General features: G+C 63.5%; 18 protein-coding genes. 11 read left to right on the plus strand and 7 right to left on the minus strand.

Annotation, left to right across the window (positions count from 1 at the left end; genetic code table 11):
- Positions 1-47 precede the first annotated feature (47 nt).
- From pheS to NEI07_RS09035, 8 genes are all read left to right on the plus strand, one after another.
- Complete coding sequence (gene pheS, locus NEI07_RS09000; RefSeq protein ID WP_256034138.1) at positions 48-1,127, plus strand: phenylalanine--tRNA ligase subunit alpha; 1,080 nt, start codon at positions 48-50, stop codon at positions 1,125-1,127.
- Positions 1,128-1,319: 192 nt separating this feature from the next.
- Positions 1,320-3,734, plus strand: a complete 2,415-nt coding sequence (pheT, locus tag NEI07_RS09005; RefSeq protein WP_256034114.1) for a phenylalanine--tRNA ligase subunit beta — start codon at positions 1,320-1,322, stop codon at positions 3,732-3,734.
- Positions 3,731-4,123, plus strand: a complete 393-nt coding sequence (locus NEI07_RS09010) for a hypothetical protein (protein WP_256034115.1) — start codon at positions 3,731-3,733, stop codon at positions 4,121-4,123. The genes pheT and NEI07_RS09010 overlap by 4 nt, the downstream gene beginning before the upstream one ends.
- 496 nt (positions 4,124-4,619) lie before the next feature.
- Positions 4,620-5,135: a 50S ribosomal protein L10 gene (gene rplJ / locus NEI07_RS09015; protein ID WP_256034116.1), complete on the plus strand. Its 516-nt coding sequence runs from the start codon at positions 4,620-4,622 to the stop codon at positions 5,133-5,135.
- Between the two features lie 42 nt (positions 5,136-5,177).
- Positions 5,178-5,555: a 50S ribosomal protein L7/L12 gene (gene rplL / locus NEI07_RS09020; protein ID WP_256034117.1), complete on the plus strand. Its 378-nt coding sequence runs from the start codon at positions 5,178-5,180 to the stop codon at positions 5,553-5,555.
- Positions 5,556-5,733: 178 nt separating this feature from the next.
- Entirely contained in the window at positions 5,734-9,873 is a 4,140-nt protein-coding gene (gene rpoB / locus NEI07_RS09025; protein ID WP_256034118.1) for a DNA-directed RNA polymerase subunit beta, read from the plus strand.
- Positions 9,874-10,055: 182 nt separating this feature from the next.
- The gene (gene rpoC / locus NEI07_RS09030; protein ID WP_256034119.1) at positions 10,056-14,237 is read left to right on the plus strand and encodes a DNA-directed RNA polymerase subunit beta'; all 4,182 of its coding nucleotides are present in this window, start codon (positions 10,056-10,058) and stop codon (positions 14,235-14,237) included.
- Between the two features lie 94 nt (positions 14,238-14,331).
- The gene (locus tag NEI07_RS09035; protein ID WP_256034122.1) at positions 14,332-14,838 is read left to right on the plus strand and encodes an AAA family ATPase; all 507 of its coding nucleotides are present in this window, start codon (positions 14,332-14,334) and stop codon (positions 14,836-14,838) included.
- 19 nt (positions 14,839-14,857) lie between these two features.
- On the opposite strand, the gene NEI07_RS09040 is transcribed toward NEI07_RS09035, so the two are convergent.
- A complete protein-coding gene (locus NEI07_RS09040; RefSeq protein WP_256034123.1) occupies positions 14,858-15,049 on the minus strand; it encodes a hypothetical protein in 192 nt (63 codons plus the stop codon).
- Between the two features lie 103 nt (positions 15,050-15,152).
- Here NEI07_RS09040 and yidD point away from each other — a divergent pair, with 103 nt between their 5' ends.
- On the plus strand, positions 15,153-15,494 hold the full coding sequence (yidD, locus tag NEI07_RS09045; protein WP_256034124.1) for a membrane protein insertion efficiency factor YidD: 342 nt from the start codon (positions 15,153-15,155) through the stop codon (positions 15,492-15,494).
- 13 nt (positions 15,495-15,507) lie between these two features.
- On the opposite strand, the gene NEI07_RS09050 is transcribed toward yidD, so the two are convergent.
- The 6 genes from NEI07_RS09050 to NEI07_RS09075 form a co-directional block, all read right to left on the minus strand.
- On the minus strand, positions 15,508-16,077 hold the full coding sequence (locus NEI07_RS09050; RefSeq protein WP_256034125.1) for a L,D-transpeptidase: 570 nt from the start codon (positions 16,075-16,077) through the stop codon (positions 15,508-15,510).
- A 103-nt stretch (positions 16,078-16,180) separates the two neighbouring features.
- On the minus strand, positions 16,181-16,852 hold the full coding sequence (locus NEI07_RS09055; RefSeq protein ID WP_256034126.1) for a phosphoribosyltransferase: 672 nt from the start codon (positions 16,850-16,852) through the stop codon (positions 16,181-16,183).
- A gap of 7 nt (positions 16,853-16,859) precedes the next feature.
- Positions 16,860-17,876, minus strand: a complete 1,017-nt coding sequence (locus NEI07_RS09060; protein WP_256034127.1) for a hypothetical protein — start codon at positions 17,874-17,876, stop codon at positions 16,860-16,862.
- A gap of 63 nt (positions 17,877-17,939) precedes the next feature.
- On the minus strand, positions 17,940-19,370 hold the full coding sequence (locus NEI07_RS09065; RefSeq protein WP_256034129.1) for an RtcB family protein: 1,431 nt from the start codon (positions 19,368-19,370) through the stop codon (positions 17,940-17,942).
- 15 nt (positions 19,371-19,385) lie between these two features.
- Positions 19,386-19,829 carry an archease gene (locus NEI07_RS09070; protein WP_256034131.1) on the minus strand — a complete coding sequence of 148 codons (444 nt, stop codon included), beginning with the start codon at positions 19,827-19,829 and terminating at the stop codon, positions 19,386-19,388.
- A 36-nt stretch (positions 19,830-19,865) separates the two neighbouring features.
- On the minus strand, positions 19,866-20,402 hold the full coding sequence (locus NEI07_RS09075) for an HPF/RaiA family ribosome-associated protein (RefSeq protein WP_256034133.1): 537 nt from the start codon (positions 20,400-20,402) through the stop codon (positions 19,866-19,868).
- 147 nt (positions 20,403-20,549) lie between these two features.
- Here NEI07_RS09075 and NEI07_RS09080 point away from each other — a divergent pair, with 147 nt between their 5' ends.
- On the plus strand, positions 20,550-21,206 hold the full coding sequence (locus NEI07_RS09080; RefSeq protein ID WP_256034136.1) for a dienelactone hydrolase family protein: 657 nt from the start codon (positions 20,550-20,552) through the stop codon (positions 21,204-21,206).
- A 30-nt stretch (positions 21,207-21,236) separates the two neighbouring features.
- The coding region (prs, locus tag NEI07_RS09085; protein ID WP_256034137.1) for a ribose-phosphate diphosphokinase at positions 21,237-22,483 on the plus strand (1,247 nt) is incomplete at its 3' end.

Below are 22,483 nucleotides of genomic sequence, written 5' to 3' on the forward strand. Positions count from 1 at the left end.
CTCCTCAGGATGAGGACGCAATGGCCTTCGCGAACATCGAAACCGACATGACCGACCTCGCCAAACTCGAAGAAGATACGCTGCGCCAGATCGACGAGGCCGCCGACGAGGCGGCGCTCGAAGCCGTGCGCCTCTCCTCACTCGGCAAGAAGGGCGCGATTTCGGCGCTGCTTGCGACGCTGGGCAAAATGTCGCCCGACGAGCGCAAGACCGAGGGCGCGAAGATCAACGCGCTGAAGGACAAGGCGGCCGAGGCGATCGCCGCGCGACGCGAGCAGCTTGCCGAAGCGGCTTTGGAGACGCGCCTTAAAGCCGAAACCCTCGATATGACGCTGCCTGCGCCCGCCGGTCCGCTGGAGCGCGGTCGCATCCATCCGATTTCCCAGGTCACGGACGAGCTCTCCATCATCTTTGCCGATATGGGCTTCGCGGTCGCCGAGGGGCCGGACATCGAGAGCGACGACTATAATTTCACCAAGCTCAACTTCCCGGAAGGGCATCCGGCGCGGGAGATGCAGGACACGTTCTTTCTGACCGCCGAGTCAGGAGAGAAACGGCTGCTGCGCACCCATACGAGCCCGGTGCAGGTGCGCACCATGCTGTCGCAGGCGCCGCCGATCCGGGTCATCTGCCCTGGCCGGGTCTACCGCTGCGACTTCGACCAGACGCATACGCCGATGTTCCATCAGATCGAGGGACTCGTCATCGACGAGACCACGCATCTGGGGCATCTCAAATGGACGCTCGAAGAATTTTTAAGGAGCTTCTTCGAGGTGAAGGGCGTCAAGCTGCGCTTTCGTCCCTCCTTCTTCCCCTTCACCGAACCGTCGATGGAGGTCGACGTTCAGTGCCGGCGCCAGGGCGGCGAAATCCGCTTCGGCGAGGGCGAAGACTGGATGGAGATTCTAGGCTGCGGCATGGTTCACCCAAACGTGCTGAGAAATTGCGGGATCGATCCCGACCGCTATCAGGGTTTCGCCTTCGGCGTCGGCGTCGACCGGCTGGCGATGCTGAAATATGGCATGTCGGACCTGCGCGCCTTTTTCGACGCCGACACCCGCTGGCTGGAGCATTACGGATTCAGGCCGCTCGACTTCCCGACGCTCGCCGGCGGATTGAGCGGCTAACGACAATCTCTCCGCGTCATGACCGGGCTTGTCCCGGCCATCCATGCCGAAACATTGCGAAACTTAAGAGAACGCACGAACCATGTCGCCAATGCCTCTGACACATATGCAGCCTCGCGGCGTGGATGCCCGCGACAAGCGCGGGCATGACGCGCGGGCGACTCAGCCCTGCCAGATCGAAGCAAGCTACAAATGAAATTCACCCTCTCCTGGCTCAAGGAACATCTCGACACGTCGGCCTCGCTCAGCGAGATCATCGAGACGCTGACGCGCATCGGCCTTGAGGTCGAACATCTGCACGACCCCGCCGCGCAGCTCAAAGACTTCACCATCGCGAAAGTGATCGAGGCGAAGCCGCATCCGAACGCCGACCGTTTGCGCGTCTGCATGGTCGATACCGGCGCCGGCGCGCCCGTTCAGGTCGTCTGCGGCGCGCCCAACGCCCGCACCGGCATGAAGAGCGTCTTCTCGGCGCCAGGAACCTACATTCCTGGCAAGAAGATCACGCTCGGCAAGGGGGTCATCCGCGGCGTCGAGTCGCTCGGCATGCTGTGCTCTGCGGCCGAACTCGAACTTTCCAACGATCATGAAGGCATCATCGATCTGCCGGAGGACGCGCCGGTCGGCGCCGTCTATGCGCAATGGGCCGGGCTCGACGATCCGATCATCGAGATTAATCTGACGCCGAACCGTCCGGACGCCGCCGGCGTTTACGGCATCGCGCGCGACCTCGCGGCGGCGGAGCTCGGCGTCCTCAAGAACAAGGACATTCTGCCGGTCGAAGGCAAATTCCCCTGCCCTGTCGGCGTCAACCTAGACTTCGCCGAAGCGGACAAACATCTCGCGCCCTTCTTCGGCCTGCGCCTCGTGCGCGGCGTCAAGAATGGACAAAGCCCCGCCTGGCTGCAGGCTCGGCTGAGAGAGATCGGCCTGCGTCCGATCAATGCGCTCGTCGACATTACAAATTTCCTGACCTTCGACCGCGCGCGCCCGCTGCATGTCTTCGACGCGAAGAAGGTGAAGGGCGATCTCGTCGTGCGCCGCGCCAAGATGGGCGAGACGCTGCTCGCGCTCGACGGACGGACCTATGAACTCGACGACAGCATGGTCGTCATCTGCGACGACAACGGGCCGGAATCGCTTGCGGGCGTCATGGGCGGCGAGGCGTCTGGTTGCGATGACTCGACGACCGACGTGCTGATCGAAACGGCGCTGTGGGACCCGATGAATATCGCCCACACCGGCCGCAAGCTCGGCATTGTCACCGACGCGCGCTACCGCTTCGAGCGCGGCGTCGACCCGGCCTTTGCGCTGGCGGGGATCGAACTCGCGACGCAGCTCGTGCTGGAATTCTGCGGCGGCGAGCCGTCGGAGCTGATGCTCGCCGGTGCGGTTCCACGCGAGCCGCGCGTCATCGATTTCCCTTGGCGTGAGATCAACCGGCTGGCCGGGATCGATGTCGAGCCCGCGCGGGCGACGGTCATCCTCCAGCGCCTCGGCTTTACCGTCGAGAAGCGCGGCGGCGACGACGCGCGCATCACCGTCCCTTCATGGCGCCCGGACATCGAGGGAAAAGCCGACATCGTCGAGGAAGTCGTGCGCATGATCGGCGTCGACAATGTGCCCTCGACGCCGCTGCCCCGCGCCGACGGCGTCGCGCCGCCCGTGCTGACCATGATGCAGAAGCGCGCCCGCAACGCCCGCCGCGCGCTCGCCGGCCAGGGCCTCGTCGAAGCGGTGACGTGGTCCTTCGTCTCCAAGGAGCGTGCGGAGGCGTTTGGCGGCGGCAAGCAGTCGCTGGCGCTCGCCAATCCGATCGCCGCCGATCTTTCCGACATGCGGCCGAGCCTGTTGCCGGGCCTCGTCGCAGCCGCCGGCCGCAACGCCGCGCGCGGACTCGGCGATCAGAACCTGTTCGAAGTCGGCCAGATCTTCTTAGACGCCACCGAGACCGGCCAGCGCCTGGCGGCGGCGGGCGTGCGGCGCGGTCTCGCGGGCGCCGGGCGTCACTGGTCAGCGCCGGCGCGCGAGGCCGGCGCCTTCGACGCCAAGGCCGACGCCATGGCGCTGCTGAATGCGCTCGGCGTCGCTGTCGGCGGCCTGCAGATCGTTTCCGGCGGTCCGCCGTGGTTTCATCCCGGCCGCTCGGCGACGCTGCAATTCGGGCCGAAGACGATCGTCGGCCATTTCGGCGAATTGCATCCGCGCGCGCTGAAAATCATCGATGTCGAGGGGCCGGTGGCGGCTTTCGAGATCATTCTCGACGCGCTCCCCGCCCCCAAGGCGAAGCCGACGAAGATCAAGCCGAAGCTGGAGATTTCCGATCTCCAGCCGGTGTCGCGCGATTTCGCCTTCATCGTCGATCGCACAGCGGCGGCCGGCGATCTGGTGAAGGCGGCGCAGGGCGCTGACCGGTCGCTGATCGCCGATGTCGCCGTCTTCGACGTCTATGAGGGCAAGGGCGTCCCAGAGGGCAAAAAATCGGTCGGCCTCGCCGTCACCCTGCAGCCGCGCGAAAAAACCCTGACCGACGCGGAGATCGAGGCGGTGGCGCAGAAGATCGTGGCGGAGGCGCAAAAGAAATGCGGCGCGACGCTGAGGGGATGAGGCGCCGTCATCTCCAGCGACAGGAAGCCGTCGAGCGCCGTGAAGCGGCCGCTGGAAGGCTTTTTCGCGAAGCCCCTCGCCACGGCGTGACCTTGGCGATTGCGGCATTCCTTGTTGGCCTCGTGGCTCCGGCGCTCGCCGCGCCGCGAAGCATCGACGATTGCGAGGCGATCAAGGAAGCGGACGCCTATAACCGCTGCCTCGCCTCCTTCGGACCGACGCGCGGCGAGCGCGGCGCAACCTATCCCGGCGTCGCCAGCGAGGGCGGCCACAGCGGGAAAGCTTCGAACCGCAGCGCCTCTCGTCCCGCGTCGCGCTACGGGCGCGCCGAGCTTTCGCGCGGGCGCGGCGGCCGCGTGCGGATGGAGTTCACGCCGGGGCGGCGGTAACGCCGCTGAACTGGACGAGAAACATCGTTTTCCCCCTTGGCAAACCGCGCCGCTCCCCTTAAATAGACGATCCGGGGCTGGCCAATCGATCTGCGGCCCCATTTTCAGTTTTGAGCTTCCGCCTGACCTAAGTCCCTACAGGACCTAGGAAAAGGCGGTGGATAGGCCGGCGGACCCGGGGGTTCTCCCTCGTGTCCCGTCCGGCCATGTCCTGTCCGAGACTGCCGGCGCACGCAAGGGGTTTCAACCCCGTAGCGGCTCAATCGGCCAAAGAGAAGGCGGAGCGATCCGTCGTCTTGAAGGCGGCCTGCACAGACGGGGAAACCGGAATTTTAAAGGCCGCAAACGGGCTCCCGCATGCGTCCTTCGAATTTGGTTCGCGCCCCTTCAACCGCCGCGGCGTTGCCGTGACGGGGACAGGATCTACGGCGTCGCTCGCCTCAAGCGAGCGGCATGTCGCAACCGGCGGGATTTCCCGCCAGTAGAGAGAGCAACCGTGGACAGAGCGGAGAAAAAGGAAGCGGTCGCGGCGTTGCGCGAAGTCTTTTCGAAGACCGGCGTCGTCGTCGTCGCTCACTACTCCGGCCTGACCGTGGCCCAGCTGCAAAACCTGCGCAAGCAGGCCCGCGATGCTGGCGCAACGGTCCAGGTCGCGAAGAACCGCCTCGCCAAGATCGCTCTCGATGGCGCCGACGTCGCCTCCATCGCGCCCCTGCTCAAGGGGCCGACCCTGATCGCCTATTCAGACGATCCGGTGGCGGCGCCGAAAGTCGCCGTGGCCTTCGCTAAGGACAACAACAAGTTTGTCATCCTTGGCGGCGCCATGGGCAAGACTGCTCTGAATCCGGACAGCGTCAAGTCGCTTGCGACGATGCCGTCCCTCGACGAACTGCGCGCCAAGCTCGTGGGCCTTATCCAGGCGCCCGCGACCAAGATCGCTCAGCTCTCGACCGCGCCAGCCGCCAAGCTCGCGCGCGTCTTCGGAGCCTACGCCAATCGAGACGCGGCCTAAGAGGCCGAGAACCAGACAAACCAAATTCAAAGGACGCAACAAATGGCAAATCTCGAAAAGATCGTCGAAGACCTCTCGGCGCTGACCGTTCTCGAGGCGGCTGAACTCGCGAAGCTCCTCGAGGAGAAGTGGGGCGTTTCCGCCGCCGCCGCCGTCGCCGTCGCCGCCGCTCCGGGCGCCGCCGCCGCTGCGCCGGTCGCGGAGGAGAAGACCGAGTTCAACGTGATCCTGGCCGCGGCTGGCGAGAAGAAGATCGAGGTCATCAAGGAGGTCCGCGCGATCACCGGCCTCGGCCTGAAGGAAGCCAAGGACCTGGTCGAAGGCGCGCCCAAGCCCATCAAGGAAGGCGTGGGCAAGGACGAGGCCGAGAAGATCAAGGCCGCCCTCGAAAAGGTCGGCGCCAAGATCGAACTCAAGTAACTCTTCCGCCGCCTTTGGCGGCGTCGCGATCGTCGCAGCCCCGGCGCGCCGGGGCTGCGGCCAACAACAAAGGGCGCTCACGGACGCGGGAATCCCGCCGCAATGACGAGCGCCGACGGGCAAGGACCTCTCGCAGCGGGACGGTCGGCTCAACGAAGAAAGAGGCTCGAAAAGCGACATGGCTCAGACGTCGGCGAGAAAGTTCACCGGTCGCAAGCGCATCCGCAAATTCTTCGGACATATCCGCGAAGCGGCGGAAATGCCGAACCTGATCGAGGTCCAAAAGGCCTCCTACGATCAGTTCCTCCTTGTCGACGAGCCCAAAGGCGGCCGTCCTGACGAGGGGTTGCAGTCCGTCTTCAAGTCCGTCTTTCCGATCTCCGACTTCTCGCAGGTCTCCCTGCTCGAATTCGTGCGCTACGAGTTCGAACAGCCCAAATATGACGTCGACGAGTGCCGCCAGCGCGGCATGACCTACGCTGCGCCGCTCAAAGTGACGCTGCGCCTCATCGTGTTCGACGTCGATCCCGATACGCAGGCGAAGTCGGTCAAGGACATCAAGGAGCAGGACGTCTACATGGGCGACATGCCCTTCATGACGTCGAACGGCACCTTCGTCGTCAACGGCACCGAGCGCGTCATCGTCTCGCAGATGCATCGCTCGCCGGGCGTGTTCTTCGACCACGACAAGGGCAAGAGCCATTCTTCGGGCAAGTTGCTGTTCGCCGCCCGCATCATTCCCTATCGCGGATCCTGGCTCGACATCGAGTTCGACGCCAAGGATATCGTCTATGCGCGCATCGATCGCCGCCGCAAGATTCCGGTGACGTCGCTGCTGTTCGCGCTCGGCCTCGACGGCGAAGAGATTCTGTCGACGTTCTACAAGACGATCCTTTACACGCAGGACGGCGAGAACTGGCGCATGCCGTTCGACGCCGAGCGCATCAAGGGCGTGAAGGCCGTCGCCGATATGGTCGACGCCGACACCGGCCAGGTGATTCTTGAAGCCGGCAAGAAGCTCGCCGTGCGCGCCGCGCGCCAACTCGCCGAGAAGGGCGTGAAGGCGATTCGCGTCGCGCCCGAAGAGCTCTACGGCCAATATCTCGCGCAGGACCTCTTCGACCCCGCCACCGGCGAGATCTTCGCCGAAGCGGGCGACGAGATCACCGTGAAGACGCTGCCGTTGCTGATCGAAAAGGGCTTCGACGAGCTGCCGGTGCTCGACATCGACCACATCAATATCGGCCCGTACATCCGCAATACGCTCGCCGTCGACAAGAACTCGATCCGCGAAGAAGCGCTGTTCGACATCTACCGCGTTATGCGCCCGGGCGAGCCGCCGACGATGGACACGGCGGAAAACATGTTCCACTCGCTGTTCTTCGATCCCGAGCGCTATGATCTCTCGGCCGTGGGCCGCGTGAAGATGAACATGCGCCTCGATCTCGACGCGCCGGACACGACGCGGACGCTGCGCCGCGAGGATATCCTCGCGGTCGTCAAGGCGCTCGTCGATCTGCGCGATGGTCGCGGCGAAATCGACGACATCGATCATCTCGGCAACCGCCGCGTGCGCTCGGTCGGCGAGCTGATGGAGAATCAGTATCGCCTCGGCCTGCTGCGCATGGAGCGCGCCATCAAGGAGCGCATGTCGTCGGTCGATATCGACACGGTCATGCCGCAGGACCTGATCAACGCCAAGCCGGCGGCGGCCGCCGTGCGCGAATTCTTCGGTTCGTCGCAGCTGTCGCAGTTCATGGACCAGACCAATCCGCTGTCGGAGATCACGCATAAGCGTCGTCTCTCGGCGCTCGGCCCGGGCGGACTTACCCGTGAAAGGGCGGGCTTCGAGGTGCGCGACGTGCACCCGACGCATTACGGCCGCATCTGCCCGATCGAGACGCCGGAAGGTCCGAACATCGGCCTGATCAATTCGCTCGCGACCTTCGCTCGCGTCAACAAATACGGCTTCATCGAAGCGCCGTATCGCCGCGTGCGCGACAGCAAGGTGACCGGCGAAGTCGCCTATCTGTCGGCGATGGAGGAGGCGAAATATCACGTCGCGCAGGCGAACGCGCAAGTCGACAAGGACGGCAATCTGACGGAAGACCTCGTGCTCTGCCGTCACGCCGGCGACGTCATGCTCGTGCCGCGCGAGAAAGTCGACGCGATGGACGTGTCGCCCAAGCAGCTCGTGTCGGTGGCCGCGGCGCTCATTCCGTTCCTTGAGAACGATGACGCCAACCGCGCGCTGATGGGCTCGAACATGCAGCGTCAGGCCGTGCCGCTCGTCAAGGCCGACGCGCCGCTCGTCGGCACCGGCATGGAGGCGATCGTGGCGCGCGACTCCGGAGCCGCCATCTCGGCGCGCCGCACCGGCGTGGTCGACCAGATCGACGCGACCCGTATCGTCATCCGGGCGACCGAAGAACTTGATCCGGGCAAGCCCGGCGTCGACATCTATCGGCTGATGAAGTTCCAGCGCTCGAACCAGTCGACCTGCATCAACCAGAAGCCGCTCGTTCGCGTCGGCGATCTTGTGGTGAAGGGCGACATCATCGCCGACGGCCCCTCGACCGACCTTGGCGATCTGGCGCTCGGGCGCAATGTGCTCGTCGCCTTCATGCCGTGGAACGGCTACAACTTCGAGGACTCGATCCTCCTGAACGAGCGCATCGTCAAGGACGACGTGTTCACCTCCATTCACATCGATGAATTCGAAGTGATGGCGCGCGACACGAAGCTCGGTCCGGAAGAAATCACCCGCGATATTCCCAACGTCTCGGAAGAGACGCTGAAGAATCTCGACGAGGCGGGGATCGTCTATATCGGCGCCGAAGTGCAGGCGGGCGACATTCTCGTCGGCAAGATCACGCCCAAGGGCGAAAGCCCGATGACGCCGGAAGAGAAGCTGCTGCGCGCCATCTTTGGCGAAAAGGCCTCCGACGTGCGCGACACGTCGCTGCGCGTGCCGCCGGGCGTTCAGGGAACGATCGTCGAGGTGCGCGTGTTCAATCGCCACGGCGTCGAGAAGGACGAGCGCGCCCAGGCGATCGAACGCGAGGAGATCGAGCGTCTGGCCAAAGACCGCGACGACGAACTCGCGATCCTGGACCGCAACGTCTACACGCGTCTTTGCGAAACGCTGATCGGCAAGGTCGGCATCGCCGGCCCGAAGTCGTTCAAAAAGGGCGAGAAGCTGACTCAGGCGATCCTCGACGAATATCCCCGCTCGCAGTGGTGGACCTTCGTCGTCGAGGACGACGCGCTGATGGCGTCGATCGAAGCCGTGCGCAAGCAATATGACGAGTCGAAGAAGGGGCTTGAGAACCGCTTCCTCGACAAGGTCGAGAAACTGCAGCGCGGCGACGAACTGCCGCCCGGCGTGATGAAGATGGTCAAGGTCTTCGTCGCGGTGAAGCGCAAGATCCAGCCCGGCGACAAGATGGCCGGCCGTCACGGCAACAAGGGCGTCGTTTCGCGCATCGTGCCGCAGGAAGACATGCCGTTCCTCGAGGACGGCACGCCTGTCGACATCGTGCTCAATCCGCTCGGCGTGCCGAGCCGGATGAACGTCGGACAGATTCTCGAGACGCATCTTGGCTGGGCCTGCGCCGGTCTTGGCAAGCAGGTCGGCCGAGCGGTCGACGCTTATTATCGCAGCAAAGACATCAAGCCTTTGCGCAAAGCGATGACCGAAATCTACGGCGACGATCCGGAACTCGCCTCGCTCGACGAGACGAGCCTTGTGGAGGTCGGCAAGGATCTGAAGCGCGGGGTTCCGATCGCGACGCCGGTGTTCGACGGCGCGCGCGAGAAGGACATCGTCGATATGCTGGAGAAGGCGGGGCTGGCCTCGTCAGGTCAGGTGAGGCTCTTCGACGGACGCACCGGCGAGACCTTCGACCGCAAGGTGACCGTCGGCTACATCTATATGCTGAAGCTGCACCATCTCGTCGACGATAAGATCCACGCGCGCTCCATCGGCCCCTACTCGCTCGTCACCCAGCAGCCGCTGGGCGGCAAGGCGCAGTTCGGCGGTCAGCGCTTCGGCGAAATGGAGGTCTGGGCGCTCGAAGCCTATGGCGCCGCGTATACGCTGCAGGAGATGCTGACCGTGAAGTCGGACGACGTCGCCGGCCGCACCAAGGTCTATGAGTCGATCGTGCGCGGCGACGACACGTTCGAATCAGGCATTCCCGAGAGCTTCAACGTGCTCATCAAGGAGATGCGCTCGCTGGCGCTGAACGTCGAACTGACCAACGCGGAGCCGGAAGAAGAAGAAGCCCCGCCGACGGCAGTCGAGGCGGCGGAGTAAGTTCGCGTTTCCCTCTCCCGCCTGCGGGAGAGGGTGGCCCGGCTCGCCGGGTCTCGGGTGAGGGCCTCATCCGTCATGCTTCGCATGACAGCTTCTCCCGCTATCGGGAGAAGGGACGCGCCAAAAGATTTCGACCGGCGGAAACCGCAGGCTGCGTTTCCATCCCGGTCCAGGAGAAGAAAATGAATCAGCAAGAGGTCATGAATCTCTTCAATCCGGTCGTGGCGACGCAAGCCTTCGACCAGATTCAGATTTCGATCGCAAGCCCGGAGAAGATCCTTTCCTGGTCTTACGGCGAAATCAAAAAGCCCGAGACGATCAACTACCGCACGTTCAAGCCAGAGCGCGACGGACTGTTCTGCGCGCGCATCTTTGGTCCGATCAAGGACTATGAGTGCCTGTGCGGCAAATATAAGCGGATGAAATACAAGGGCGTCATCTGCGAGAAGTGCGGCGTCGAGGTCACCCTCGCGCGCGTGCGGCGCGACCGCATGGGCCACATCTCGCTCGCCGCGCCCGTCGCCCACATCTGGTTTCTGAAGTCGCTGCCCTCGCGCATCGGCCTGTTGCTCGACATGACGCTCAAGGACCTTGAGCGCATCCTCTATTTCGAGTCCTACATCGTCATCGATCCGGGCCTGACGCCGCTCAAAGAGCGTCAGTTGCTGTCGGAAGACGAATATCTGCGCGCGCAAGACGAATATGGCCAGGACACCTTCACGGCCATGATCGGCGCGGAAGCGATCCGCAAGCTTCTTGAGTCGATGGACCTTGAAGCGATCGCCGCGTCGCTGCGCATCGAGATCTCCGAAGCGAAGACCGAACTCAAGCCCAAGAAGCTGGCCAAGCGCCTCAAGATCATCGAGGCCTTCCTGCAGTCGGGCAACCGCCCCGAATGGATGATCCTCAAGGAAGTTCCGGTCATTCCGCCGGATCTGCGTCCGCTCGTGCCGCTGGACGGCGGCCGCTTCGCGACCTCGGATCTGAACGATCTCTACCGCCGCGTCATCAACCGCAACAATCGTCTGAAGCGGCTGATCGAATTGCGCGCGCCGGACATCATCATCCGCAACGAGAAGCGCATGTTGCAGGAGGCCGTCGACGCGCTGTTCGACAACGGCCGCCGCGGACGGGTGATCACGGGCGCCAACAAGCGTCCGCTGAAGTCGCTCGCCGACATGCTGAAGGGCAAGCAGGGCCGCTTCCGTCAGAACCTGCTCGGCAAGCGCGTCGATTATTCCGGCCGCTCAGTGATCGTCGTCGGTCCGGAGCTGAAGCTGCATCAGTGCGGCCTGCCCAAGAAGATGGCGCTCGAGCTGTTCAAGCCCTTCATCTATTCGCGTCTCGACGCCAAGGGCTATTCGGCGACCGTCAAGCAGGCGAAGAAGCTCGTCGAAAAGGAAAAGCCGGAAGTCTGGGATATCCTCGACGAGGTCATTCGCGAGCATCCGGTGCTGCTGAATCGCGCGCCGACTCTGCACCGTCTCGGCATTCAGGCGTTCGAGCCCGTGCTGATCGAGGGCAAGGCGATCCAGCTGCATCCGCTCGTCTGCGCCGCCTTCAACGCCGACTTCGACGGCGACCAGATGGCCGTGCATGTGCCGCTGTCGCTTGAAGCGCAGCTCGAAGCGCGCGTGCTGATGATGTCAACGAACAACATCTTGCATCCGGCCAATGGTCAGCCGATCATCGTGCCGTCGCAGGATATCGTTCTCGGCCTCTATTATCTCACGCTTGAGCGCGACGGCGAGCCCGGACAGGGCATGGCCTTCGCGAGCCAGGGCGAGATCGAGCACGCGATCGCCGCCAAGGCAGTCACGCTCCACACCAAGATCAAGGGCCGCGCCTGGACCTATGACGAGAAGGGCAAGCGCGTGTCGAAGATTTTCGACACGACGCCCGGCCGCATGATGCTCGGCCAGCTCATGCCGCGGCACGATAAGATTCCCTTTGACGTCGTCAACAGACTGATGACCAAGAAGGAAATCTCGAACATGATCGACACCGTCTACCGCAACTGCGGTCAGAAGGAGACGGTCATCTTCTGCGACCGCATCATGTCGCTTGGCTTCCGCGAAGCCTTCAAGGCGGGAATCTCCTTCGGCAAGGACGACATGGTCGTGCCGGAAAACAAGGAGGCGATCGTCTCCGAGACGCGCGCGGCGGCCAAGGAGTATGAGCAGCAGTATAACGACGGCCTCATCACCCAGGGCGAAAAATACAACAAGGTTGTCGACGCCTGGATGAAGTGCACCGACAAGCTCGCCGAGGAGATGATGCAGCGCATCTCGTCCGTGAGCAAAGACGAGCACGGCCGCGACATGCCGATCAACTCGATCTATATGATGTCGCATTCCGGCGCGCGCGGCTCGCCGCAGCAGATGAAGCAGCTCGCGGCGATGCGCGGACTGATGGCCAAGCCCTCGGGCGAGATCATCGAGAGCCCGATCATCTCGAACTTCAAGGAAGGCCTCACCGTCCTTGAATACTTCAACTCCACGCATGGCGCCCGTAAGGGTCTCGCCGACACGGCGTTGAAGACGGCGAACTCGGGCTATCTCACGCGCCGCCTCGTTGACGTCGCGCAGGATTCCATCATCTCGTCGACCGACTGCGGCTCGCAGAACGGCATCCGCATGCGCGCGATCATCGACGCGGGACAGGTCGTCGCCTCGCTGACCTCACGCATCCTCGGCCGCACCGCGGCGGAAGATCTGATGTCGCAGGACGGCAAGACCGTGATCGTGCCCGCCGGCGAGATGATCCAGGAGCAGCACATCGACGCGATCAACGCCGCCGGCATTCAGGAGGTGAAGATCCGCTCGGTCCTGACCTGCGAGGCCAAGAACGGCGTCTGCGCCAAGTGCTATGGACGCGATCTGGCGCGCGGCACGCCCGTCAATATGGGCGAGGCCGTCGGCGTCATCGCGGCGCAGTCGATCGGGGAGCCGGGCACGCAGCTCACCATGCGCACCTTCCACATCGGCGGCGCGGCGCAGCTGGCTGACCAGTCCTTCATCGAGTCGAATTTCGAGGGCAAGGTGCATGTGCGCAACCGCCATCTCGCTCGCAACTCGGACGGCGATCTCATCGTCATGGCGCGTAACGTCGCCATCGTGATCCTCGGCCCGAATGGCGAGGAGCGGGCGGTGAACCGCCTCCTCTATGGCGCCAAAATGAAGGTCGACGAGGGCGACAAGGTGAAGCGCGGCCAGCGACTGGCCGAGTGGGACCCTTACACGCGTCCGATCATCAGCGAAGTCGACGGCGTCATCGGCTTCGAGGAGCTCGTCGAAGGGCAATCGATGTCGGAGACGGTCGACGAGTCGACCGGCATCACCAAGCGCATGGTCATGGACTACCGCCTCAACCTGCGTTCGGCCAGCCTGAAGCCGTCGATCGTCATCAAGGGCCCCGACGGCAAGATCGTCAAGCTGGCCCGTGGCGGCGACGCGCGCTACTTGCTGCCCGTCGACTCGATCATCGCCGTCGAACCGGGCTCGACGGTGAAGGCCGGCGACATTGTCGCGCGTATTTCGGTGGAGAGCGCCAAGACCCGCGACATCACCGGCGGTCTGCCGCGCGTCGCGGAGCTTTTCGAGGCGCGCCGTCCAAAAGATCACGCGATCATCGCGGAAATCTCCGGCACGGTCGCCTTCGGCAAGGACTACAAAAACAAGCAGCGCATCACCATCACGCCGACCGAGGAAGGCGCGGATCCGGTCGAATATCTGATCCCGAAGGGCAAGCATATCCACCTTCAGGATGGCGACGTCGTCGAAAAGGGCGATTACATCGTCGACGGCAATCCGGCGCCGCACGACATTCTGGCGATCAAGGGCGTGGAGGAGCTTGCGGCTTACCTCGTCAACGAGATCCAGGAGGTCTACCGGCTGCAGGGCGTCAACATCAACGACAAGCACATCGAAGTGATCGTGCGTCAGATGTTGCAGAAGATCGACATCGTCGATCCGGGCGACACCGGCTTCCTCGAAGGCGAGCAAGTCGACAAGCTGGAGCTCGAGGAGGCGAACGCCAAGGCGCTCGAGAATGGCGGCAAGCCTGCGACGGGCACGCCGGTGCTTCTCGGCATCACCAAGGCCTCGCTGCAGACGCGCTCCTTCTTCTCGGCCGCCTCCTTCCAGGAGACGACCCGCGTCCTCACCGAGGCCGCCGTCAACGGCAAGATCGACCCGCTCGTCGGCCTCAAGGAGAACGTCATCGTTGGCCGACTCATTCCGGCCGGCACCGGCGCTGCGATGTCCAAGTTCCGCGCCGTCGCCGGCGGGCGCGACGAACTCATCATCGAGCAGCGCGGCGCCGAAGCGGCCGAGCCTGCGCCGGCGCTGCCGCCTGCGGAGTGAGGCTGCGCAACACGCTAAGATCGAAAAGGCCGCCCTCGCCGGGCGGCCTTTTTCAATATAACGCCGAGGTTCGTTTTCGAATTCCGACTGGCGGATGATGATCGTGACTACGCATCAACCCACCCTCCATTTGGTCTGCGGCAAGATCGCAGCCGGCAAATCGACGCTCTGCAATCGCCTCGCCGCGGCGCCGGCGACCTTGCTGCTCAGCGAAGACAGGTGGATGAAACGCCTTTACGGTCCCGAAATGCATTCGGTAGTGGATTATGTGCGTTACTCGGCGCGTTTCCGCGATGTGATAGGCCCGCATATAGAGGATGTGCTGCGCGCGGATCTGTCGGTCGTTCTCGATTTCCCGGCGAACACCGTCGCTACTCGGCAATGGATGCGCGGCATTTTCGAGAACGCCGGCGTCGCGCATCAGCTTCATTATCTGAAGGCTTCAGACGTTCTTTGCAGAGCGCGCATGCATGCGCGTTACGCTCGCGGCGAGCACGAGTTCCTTGTAACAGACGATCAGTTCGATTTGATCACGAGCTATTTTACGCCTCCGGCGCAGTCTGAGGGTTTCAACACCATCGTCTATCGAGAATCGGACTGATGCATCCCCCGCCCACTTCTCAGGAAACCGATCCTTCCCCAATTCCTCCTCCGCGAGCGGTCAGGGCTTCCTCATTGGCCTTGTAATATCGCCAGGCGACGATGAGGGGCCTTCCACCTTCACGATCTCGGCGCCCGCCGAGCGCATAAGTGGTCACCGCTCCATAGCCGTAATGGTGGAAGAGCACGGCAAAATGCGCTGCGTCGAACATTGCGGGCGGCTCCGTTTGCTGCTCTCAATGCAAGCTAGCCGTCTCGCTCAGGCCCGGAAATGTATCGCGCGCCCTTCAGATTCGCGTCTGGCGGAAATAGATTGTGTTTGTGCCGACCCTCCTTGCCCTGCGATCCCTGCCCGCTCGCGCCGCGCGCGCGCTGATCTTCGTCTATCGCGTCACCTTCTCGGCCTTCGCAGGACGCTTCTGCCGCTATGCGCCCACCTGCTCCGAATATGCCGACGAAGCCATCGCCAAACATGGCTTATGGGCTGGCGGTTGGATGGGGTTCGCGCGCATCTGCCGCTGCCGTCCGGGCGGCGGCGCGGGTTTCGACCCCGTGCCCGAAACCCTGCGCGCCGATGCGCGCCCGCTTACGCCCTGGCGCTACGGCGTTTGGCGCCAGCGCTTGGTCTGCGAAGCCGTACGCCCGAGGACAGAATGACCGCCGGGCGCCCTTAATTGAGCACGACGACTTTCGTCCCCACCTTAACGCGACTGTAGAGATCGACGACGTCCTTGTTGGTCATGCGGATGCAGCCCGATGACACGGCGGCGCCGATCGTGTCCGGCTCGTTGGAGCCATGAATGCGATATTGGCTCGAGCCGAGGTAGAGCGCGCGCGCGCCAAGCGGGTTTTCCATGCCGCCGGCCATATGGCGCGGCAAATCCGGTCTGCGCTTGAGCATCTGCGGCGGCGGACTCCAGTCCGGCCACTCGCGCTTGCGCGAAATCGTTTTCACGCCAGCCCAGGTGAAGCCCATTCGGCCGACGCCGACGCCATATTCAATCGCGCTTCCGTCTCCGAGCACGTAATAAAGCCGACGGTCTTTGGTCGAGATGACGACCGTGCCGCGCTTGAATTGCGGATGGCGCCAAGAGACGACCTGCCGCGGTATCGCCTGCTCGCGAAAGACATTGAGGAAGTCGGCGAGCGGACCGCGATTGATCGGGCTCTCGAAAGCCTGCGCCGGGGCCGCCGTGAAGAGAAGCGCGGCAAAAAGAATCGATCCGCTGTTTTGACGCATGGTTGATCTCCCAAAAGCCGCGGACTGAGCTTTTTGGGCGATTATGGCTGATTTCAGGTGGCTGATATCGACGACAAAGATGCAATACGCTCTGTTCGGCTGCTCAGATCGTCGCGTTCGACGCGTCCCCGGCCTTCTTGGCGCATCGGTTGAGGATTTCGATCACTTCCTCATCGCTGATCTGGCGAAAATCACGGTAGAAAAAGCCTATCGCGCCGAACGCGCGATGCGTCTCAAGACAAACAATCTCATCGACTTCAGCGCTAAGAGACTCCAGCGTATCTGGAGGCGCGACCGGCACGGCCAGCACAAGCTTTTTGGGTCCGCGAGCGCGGACGGCGCGCAAGGCCGCGCGCGTCGTCGCGCCGGTGGCGACGCCGTCGTCGACGACAATGGCGATGCGTCCTTTCGCCGCCGGTCGCTCCCGGCGGCCAAGATAGAGCTGCCGGCGCCGCTCGATCTCCTCAAGTTCGCGCGCGCACACGCTCTCAAACTCTTGTTCGCTCACATCCGCCATGGCGATCACATCCTCATTGCGCACGATCACCGGAGCGCCGCCGTCCGCCACGGCGCCCATCGCCAGCTCCGGCTGGAAGGGCACGCCAATTTTCCTGACGAGCACGAGATCGAGAGGCGCCTTCAGCAAAACCGCGATCGGCTCGGCGACGGGCGCTCCGCCGCGCGGCAGGGCGAAGACGACAACATCCTCGCCCTTGAATTTCTCAAGCTCGGCGGCAAGGCGACGTCCAGCGTCGGTTCGGTCGTAAAAGGACATGGCGCCCTCACTTCCCCATCCGATTGTCGGCGGCGAGCGCCGACTGCGCAACATTAAGATAGTGCGTCGCCAGCGGTTCCCACTTCGTTGGTTCACGTGGCGAATCATCGAGAAGATGCGCCACAGACTGCCGCGCGCGCAGCACCGCGCGCCAAGCCGCGTAAAGCGACACCAGACGTCGCGGGGGTTCGCAGGAGAGTCGCTGCGCCACTTTGCCGACGAGTTCGACGCCGAGCGCATTCGCGCCAAGCAGCGCACATTCGACGCCAAGATAGGCGAGCTCATCGAAGGGATCGACCTGGCGCAGTTCGGCGTTGAACTCCAGACAGTCGAATATGGCGATGGGGTCGCGAAAGCAGATATGCTCCGGGCGCAAGTCGCCATGCCCGTCGACGACGTGGCCCTGAAAGACGCGCTCCTGCAACAGCGATCGGCTGGCCGAAAGTCTTGCGTCGAGAAGGTCGAGCAAAACGGGCGTGCGCCCATGGTCGAGCGCGAAATCCCGCCGCGTCAGAACGTCTCGATTCTTTTCCTGCTCGCGAAAAAACCGCAGCGCATAATCCTCGGCGCTGATCGAGGAGCGTTCCACGCCGCGATAGAACGCCGCCAAGGTGTCGCAGAGCATGTCGATCTGCGCCGCGCTCAAGCGCTCTTCGGCAATCAGCCGATCGAGCATCGCGTCGCGCGGCAGGCGGCGCATCACGACAAGCCAGTCGACGACGGCGCCATCGCCGCTGAGCGCCATGCGGCGCATCCGATCACAGGTCAGCGGCGCGACGCCCAAATACACATCGGCCGCGAGCCGGCGGTTGAGGCGCACCTCCTCGCGACAATTGTGTTCGCGAGCATCGATCGTCGAGAAGTCGAGAAAAGGATAGCGAACCGGCTTCTTGAGCTTGTAGACCTTATCGCCTGCCAGAAAGACATAGGACATATGCGTTTCCAGCACCGCCACCGACGCGGGAGCGTGCGAATAGGCGCCGGGCGCGCTGAGAAATCGAACCTTCTCGGCAATTGAGGGCAAGCCCGCGTCGCCAATGGCGCTCACTCCACTATGGGGGATCGACTCCATCGTCGCGCTGCTTTCTCAGCCCTTGACGCAAATGAGCGGCTTCAGAAAGGCGACCTTTCGCGCCAATCCTGCCGCCTCGGCGGAATCGACGACCGCGCGAACGTCCTTGTAGGCGCCAGGCGCCTCTTCAGCGACGCCGCGCAGCGACGGACTCTTGACGATGATCCCCTGTGCGCGAAGTTCGTCAACGACTTGGCGCCCGCCCCAGGTCCGCGTCGCCGCATGGCGGCTCATGCGTCGGCCCGCGCCGTGACAGGCGGATGAAAACGCCTGGGGCTCGCTCGTCTTCACGCCGGCGAGAACATAGGAGCCCGCGCCCATGCTGCCGCCGATCAGCACCGGCTGCCCATAAGGCCGCAGCGCCTCCGGCAAACTTTCATGGCCGGGACCGAACGCGCGCGTCGCGCCCTTGCGATGAACGAAAAGCTGGCGCGTCTCGCCGTCGACCGCATGGCGCTCGACCTTGCATGTGTTGTGGGAAACATCAAACATGAGCGGTAAGTCTTCCTGCGCGAAAAATCTGGCGAAGACCTGTCGCGCCAGATGGCCGATGATCTCGCGATTGGCGAGCGCGCAATTGATCGCCGCGCGCATGGCGCAGAGATATTTCTGGCCGACTTCCGATTTGATCGGCGCGCAGGCTAATTCACGATCGGGCAACTCGATCCCGTAATTTGGCGCCGACAGCAGCATCTCGCGCAAATATTCCGTGCCGATCTGATGGCCGAGGCCGCGCGAGCCGCAATGGATCGTCACAACGCACGCGCCTTTGACGAGGCCATATGCGGCGGCGATTTTATCATCGAAGATTTCGGCGACTTCTTGCACCTCCAGATAATGATTGCCCGACCCCAGCGTGCCCATTTCGCGCCGCTGGCGTTTTCGTGCATGTTCCGACACTGCGGCAGGATCGGCGCCCGACGCGCATCCTCTCTCCTCGATCCGATCGAGATCCTCTGGCCGCCCGAAGCCGCGCTCGATCGCCCATTGCGCGCCACCGAGAAGCATGGCGTTCATGCCCTGCTCATCGAGGGCGATCTCGCCCTGTGAACCAACTCCAGCCGGCACATGCTCAAAGAGCGCGTCGGCGAGTTCCTGCTGAACGGAAACGACCTGCTCGCGCGTCAGATGCGTCAGATGCGTGCGCACGCCGCAGGAGACGTCGAACCCGACGCCGCCAGCGGACACCACGCCGCCTTCGTCTGCATCAAAAGCAGCAACGCCGCCGATAGGAAAGCCATAGCCCCAATGCGCGTCGGGCATGGCGTAGGAAGCGCGCACGATGCCCGGCAATTTCGCGACGTTGGTCACCTGATCGAAGACCTTGTCGTCCATTTCCGTGATGAGGTCTTCAGTCGCATAAACGATCGCCGGCACGCGCATGTCGCCGAAGGGCGCAATTCGCCACGCCGTCTCCGAGAGCTTTTCGAAACGTGAAACGTCCATCGCATCCTCCCGCGCCTAAACGTCGATGACGCACTGCGCGCGCCAAAGTCCTGGCCTATCCTCGACGAAGGCAAGTTCGGTGTAGGTCGCGCCTTTCACTTCCACGGCGGGCGCGTGTCGCGTGCGCGACACTGCCTCGCCGAGAGCGCGGCCCTTGAGTCGATCGTTCTCGATCTTTACGTGGAACGCGCCAAACACCATCCGACGCTCCGCCATCTCGTATATGAGCGCGTTGAGCCAGTCGACGAGCAGCAGGTCGAGGCTGGGCGCTTCGAGCGCAAAGTCCACCGTCTGCTCAAGCCGAACGGTCGCGGGATCGAGAATTGCCGCCATCATCGCGAGCGCGGCCTGCTCGCAGGCTTCGTCCGGCGTCGCGCCATAGCCGCGCACGCCGATGTCGGCGTCATGCGGAAAATGCTCGCATCGCCCGGTCGCGACCTGATCGCCCGCAGCGGCCATCGCCGGCAGTTCAGGCGGCGTCGCGGCCGAGCGGCGTCACGCGGCTTGCTTGGGGCCCTCTCTGCCCTCCTCCTCGCTATAGCGAACGCGCACGCCGGGCTTCAACGCGTCAAATTCGGAACCTTCAACGCTGTTGCGGTGGAAGTAGATCTCGCGACCGTCGGGCGCTTCGATGAAGCCGTAGCCATCCTCGGCCACCATTTTCTTCACGACGCCGGTCGGCGCGGTCTCGTGATGTTTCACCTTGCCGCGCATGCGCCGCACCTGATCTTGCAACCGGCGTCGCGCCCGCTTGAACGCGTCATTGAGCGCGAAATCGAAATCCTGGAACCGCTCATCCTGATGGGGCGTGCGCTCGATCGCGACCTCGCGCTTGTTTGGAAGGACGAGATGCAGGTTGATCTCATAAAGCCCGCCCGTGTGATGATGCGCGCCCGGACCCTTCACGACGACGCGACAGGCTGTCGCACGTCCGTAGCGATCCTCAAGCTTTTCTATCTGCCGCATGATGTGTTCTTGCTGGCGGGATGAAGGCTCAACGCCCTGGAAATCTATCTTCGGCTGCGTTTGCATGCGAACCTCCTCTCAGCTGAGGCGGACAAGCGAGCGTCCTTAATGGAATATGGCGAGGGCTGAGCGTTTCTCCAGAAGAAAGATTCATACTGCGACGCCATGTAGGACGCCATGTAGGCTGAAACGTCCCATCTGCACGAGGTCCCTATGACGAGCGACTTCACGACCGCCGACGTCGCAATTGGCCCCCATCGATTGGAGGGATCGCTGTACCTGCCCCAATCGCCGCAGGGGCTTGTCATTTTCGCGCATGGCAGCGGCTCCTCACGCTTTAGTCCGCGCAACAGATATGTCGCCGAGCGACTCGTCGCGCAGGGATTCGCCTGTTTGCTGTTCGATCTCCTGACCGCCACGGAAGGCGAGCTCCGCCGCAATGTTTTCGACATTGAACTGCTCGGCGCGCGCGTCAGCGAGGCAATCGACTGGACGAGGGACAGCGATATTGGTCGCTTGCCCATCGGTTTGTTCGGGGCGAGCACGGGCGCAGCCGCCGCGCTCGTCGCCGCAGCCGACGAACCGCGCGTCGCCGCCGTCGTCTCGCGCGGCGGTCGGCCAGATCTTGCAGGCGACGCGCTGCGGCGAGTTCAAGCGCCGACGTTGCTGATCGTCGGCGGACTGGACTATGGCGTGATTGAACTCAATCGCAGCGCGCAGCAGCTGCTCAGATGCCGGAACCGTCTCGACATCGTTCCCGGCGCCACCCATCTCTTCGAGGAACCCGGCACATTGGAGAGCGCCGTCGAGCGCGCGACCAAATGGTTTGTCGAACATCTTTGCGCAAGTCGCGGCGCGGTGGACGAATAACGTCATTGCAACGACAGAAGGTTTCAAGAAATGACGACGATGGCGCAGACCGAACCACCGCTCAAGCGGCTTTTCGAGCGTCTGGACTTCGCGCCTCAGCCGAAACGACTGGAACTCGATCTCGTACATGAGCGCTGGGAGGCGGCGCGCGCCGGCGCCGTTGCGCCGCGGCGAAGCGCGATCAGCTTTGCGCCGGAAGAGCGCGGCGCAGCCGAAACCGTGTTCGTTCATCAATTTGAGGGACCGGACGACGACGGCGTCCTAACCGAAGGCGCGTCGGCCGCGGCGATGTTGCTTGGCCCCTACCGGATCGGCGACAGGCTGAGCAAAGCGGGAAATCGCCGCGGCGCGGTGCGGCTGCGTCGTCTGTTCAAGGAGGTGCGGCGCACCGGCCAACCCCTGCTCGCGCAATACACCAGCGCGGAACGTGGACGCGCTCGCGCCATTGTGGAAATTCTGGTGGCGCCGCTTTCGGAAGACGGGAGCACGATCGACTCGGCGCTCACCGCGATTTCGGCGCATGTTCTGGAGGGCGCGCCCAGACGGGCGACGCGCGAAACAGCGGATGGCAGCCTTGCGCTATTTGCGCTCGGCGCAAGCATATCCGTTGGCGAAGACGTCGCACAGGCGCTTGGCGCTGAACTCGCGGCGCAGGAAGACCGCGAGTTCGAAGACGGCGAATATAAGATCAGGCCGCTCGAAAATGTGCGCGGCCGCGACTGCTACGTCGTCTTCACCCTGAATGGCGATCACATCGCGAGCAGCGCCGACAAGCTCTGCAAACTGCTGTTCTTCGTTGGCGCGCTGAAGGACGCGGGCGCTCAGCGCGTCACGGCCGTCACGCCCTATCTGTGCTTCGCGCGCAAGGACCGGCGCACCAAGCCCCGCGATCCGGTCACCACGCGCTATGTCGCGCAGCTGTTTGAAGCGCTCGGAACGGATCGTGTGGTCTGCGTCGACGTACATAACATCGCCGCCTTTCAGAACGCTTTTCGTTGCGAGACGGTTCACCTTGACGCTCAGGCGCTGTTTGCGCGTCATGTCATGGCCAACATCGGGGACAGGCCTGCCGCTGTTGTCTCTCCCGATCTTGGCGGCGAGAAGCGCGCGGAGCTTTTTCGGCTGCGGCTTGAACGCATGTTGAAGCGGCCCGTGGCCAAGGCCTTCATGGATAAATACCGAAGCGAGGGCCACGTCGTTGGCGACATTTTCGCGGGCGACGTCAAGGATCGCACCGCGATCATCATCGACGACCTCATCGCCGGCGGCGGCACGGT

The sequence above is a fragment of the Methylocystis suflitae genome, from assembly GCF_024448135.1.
GTDB classification, from domain to species: Bacteria; Pseudomonadota; Alphaproteobacteria; order Rhizobiales; family Beijerinckiaceae; genus Methylocystis; species Methylocystis suflitae.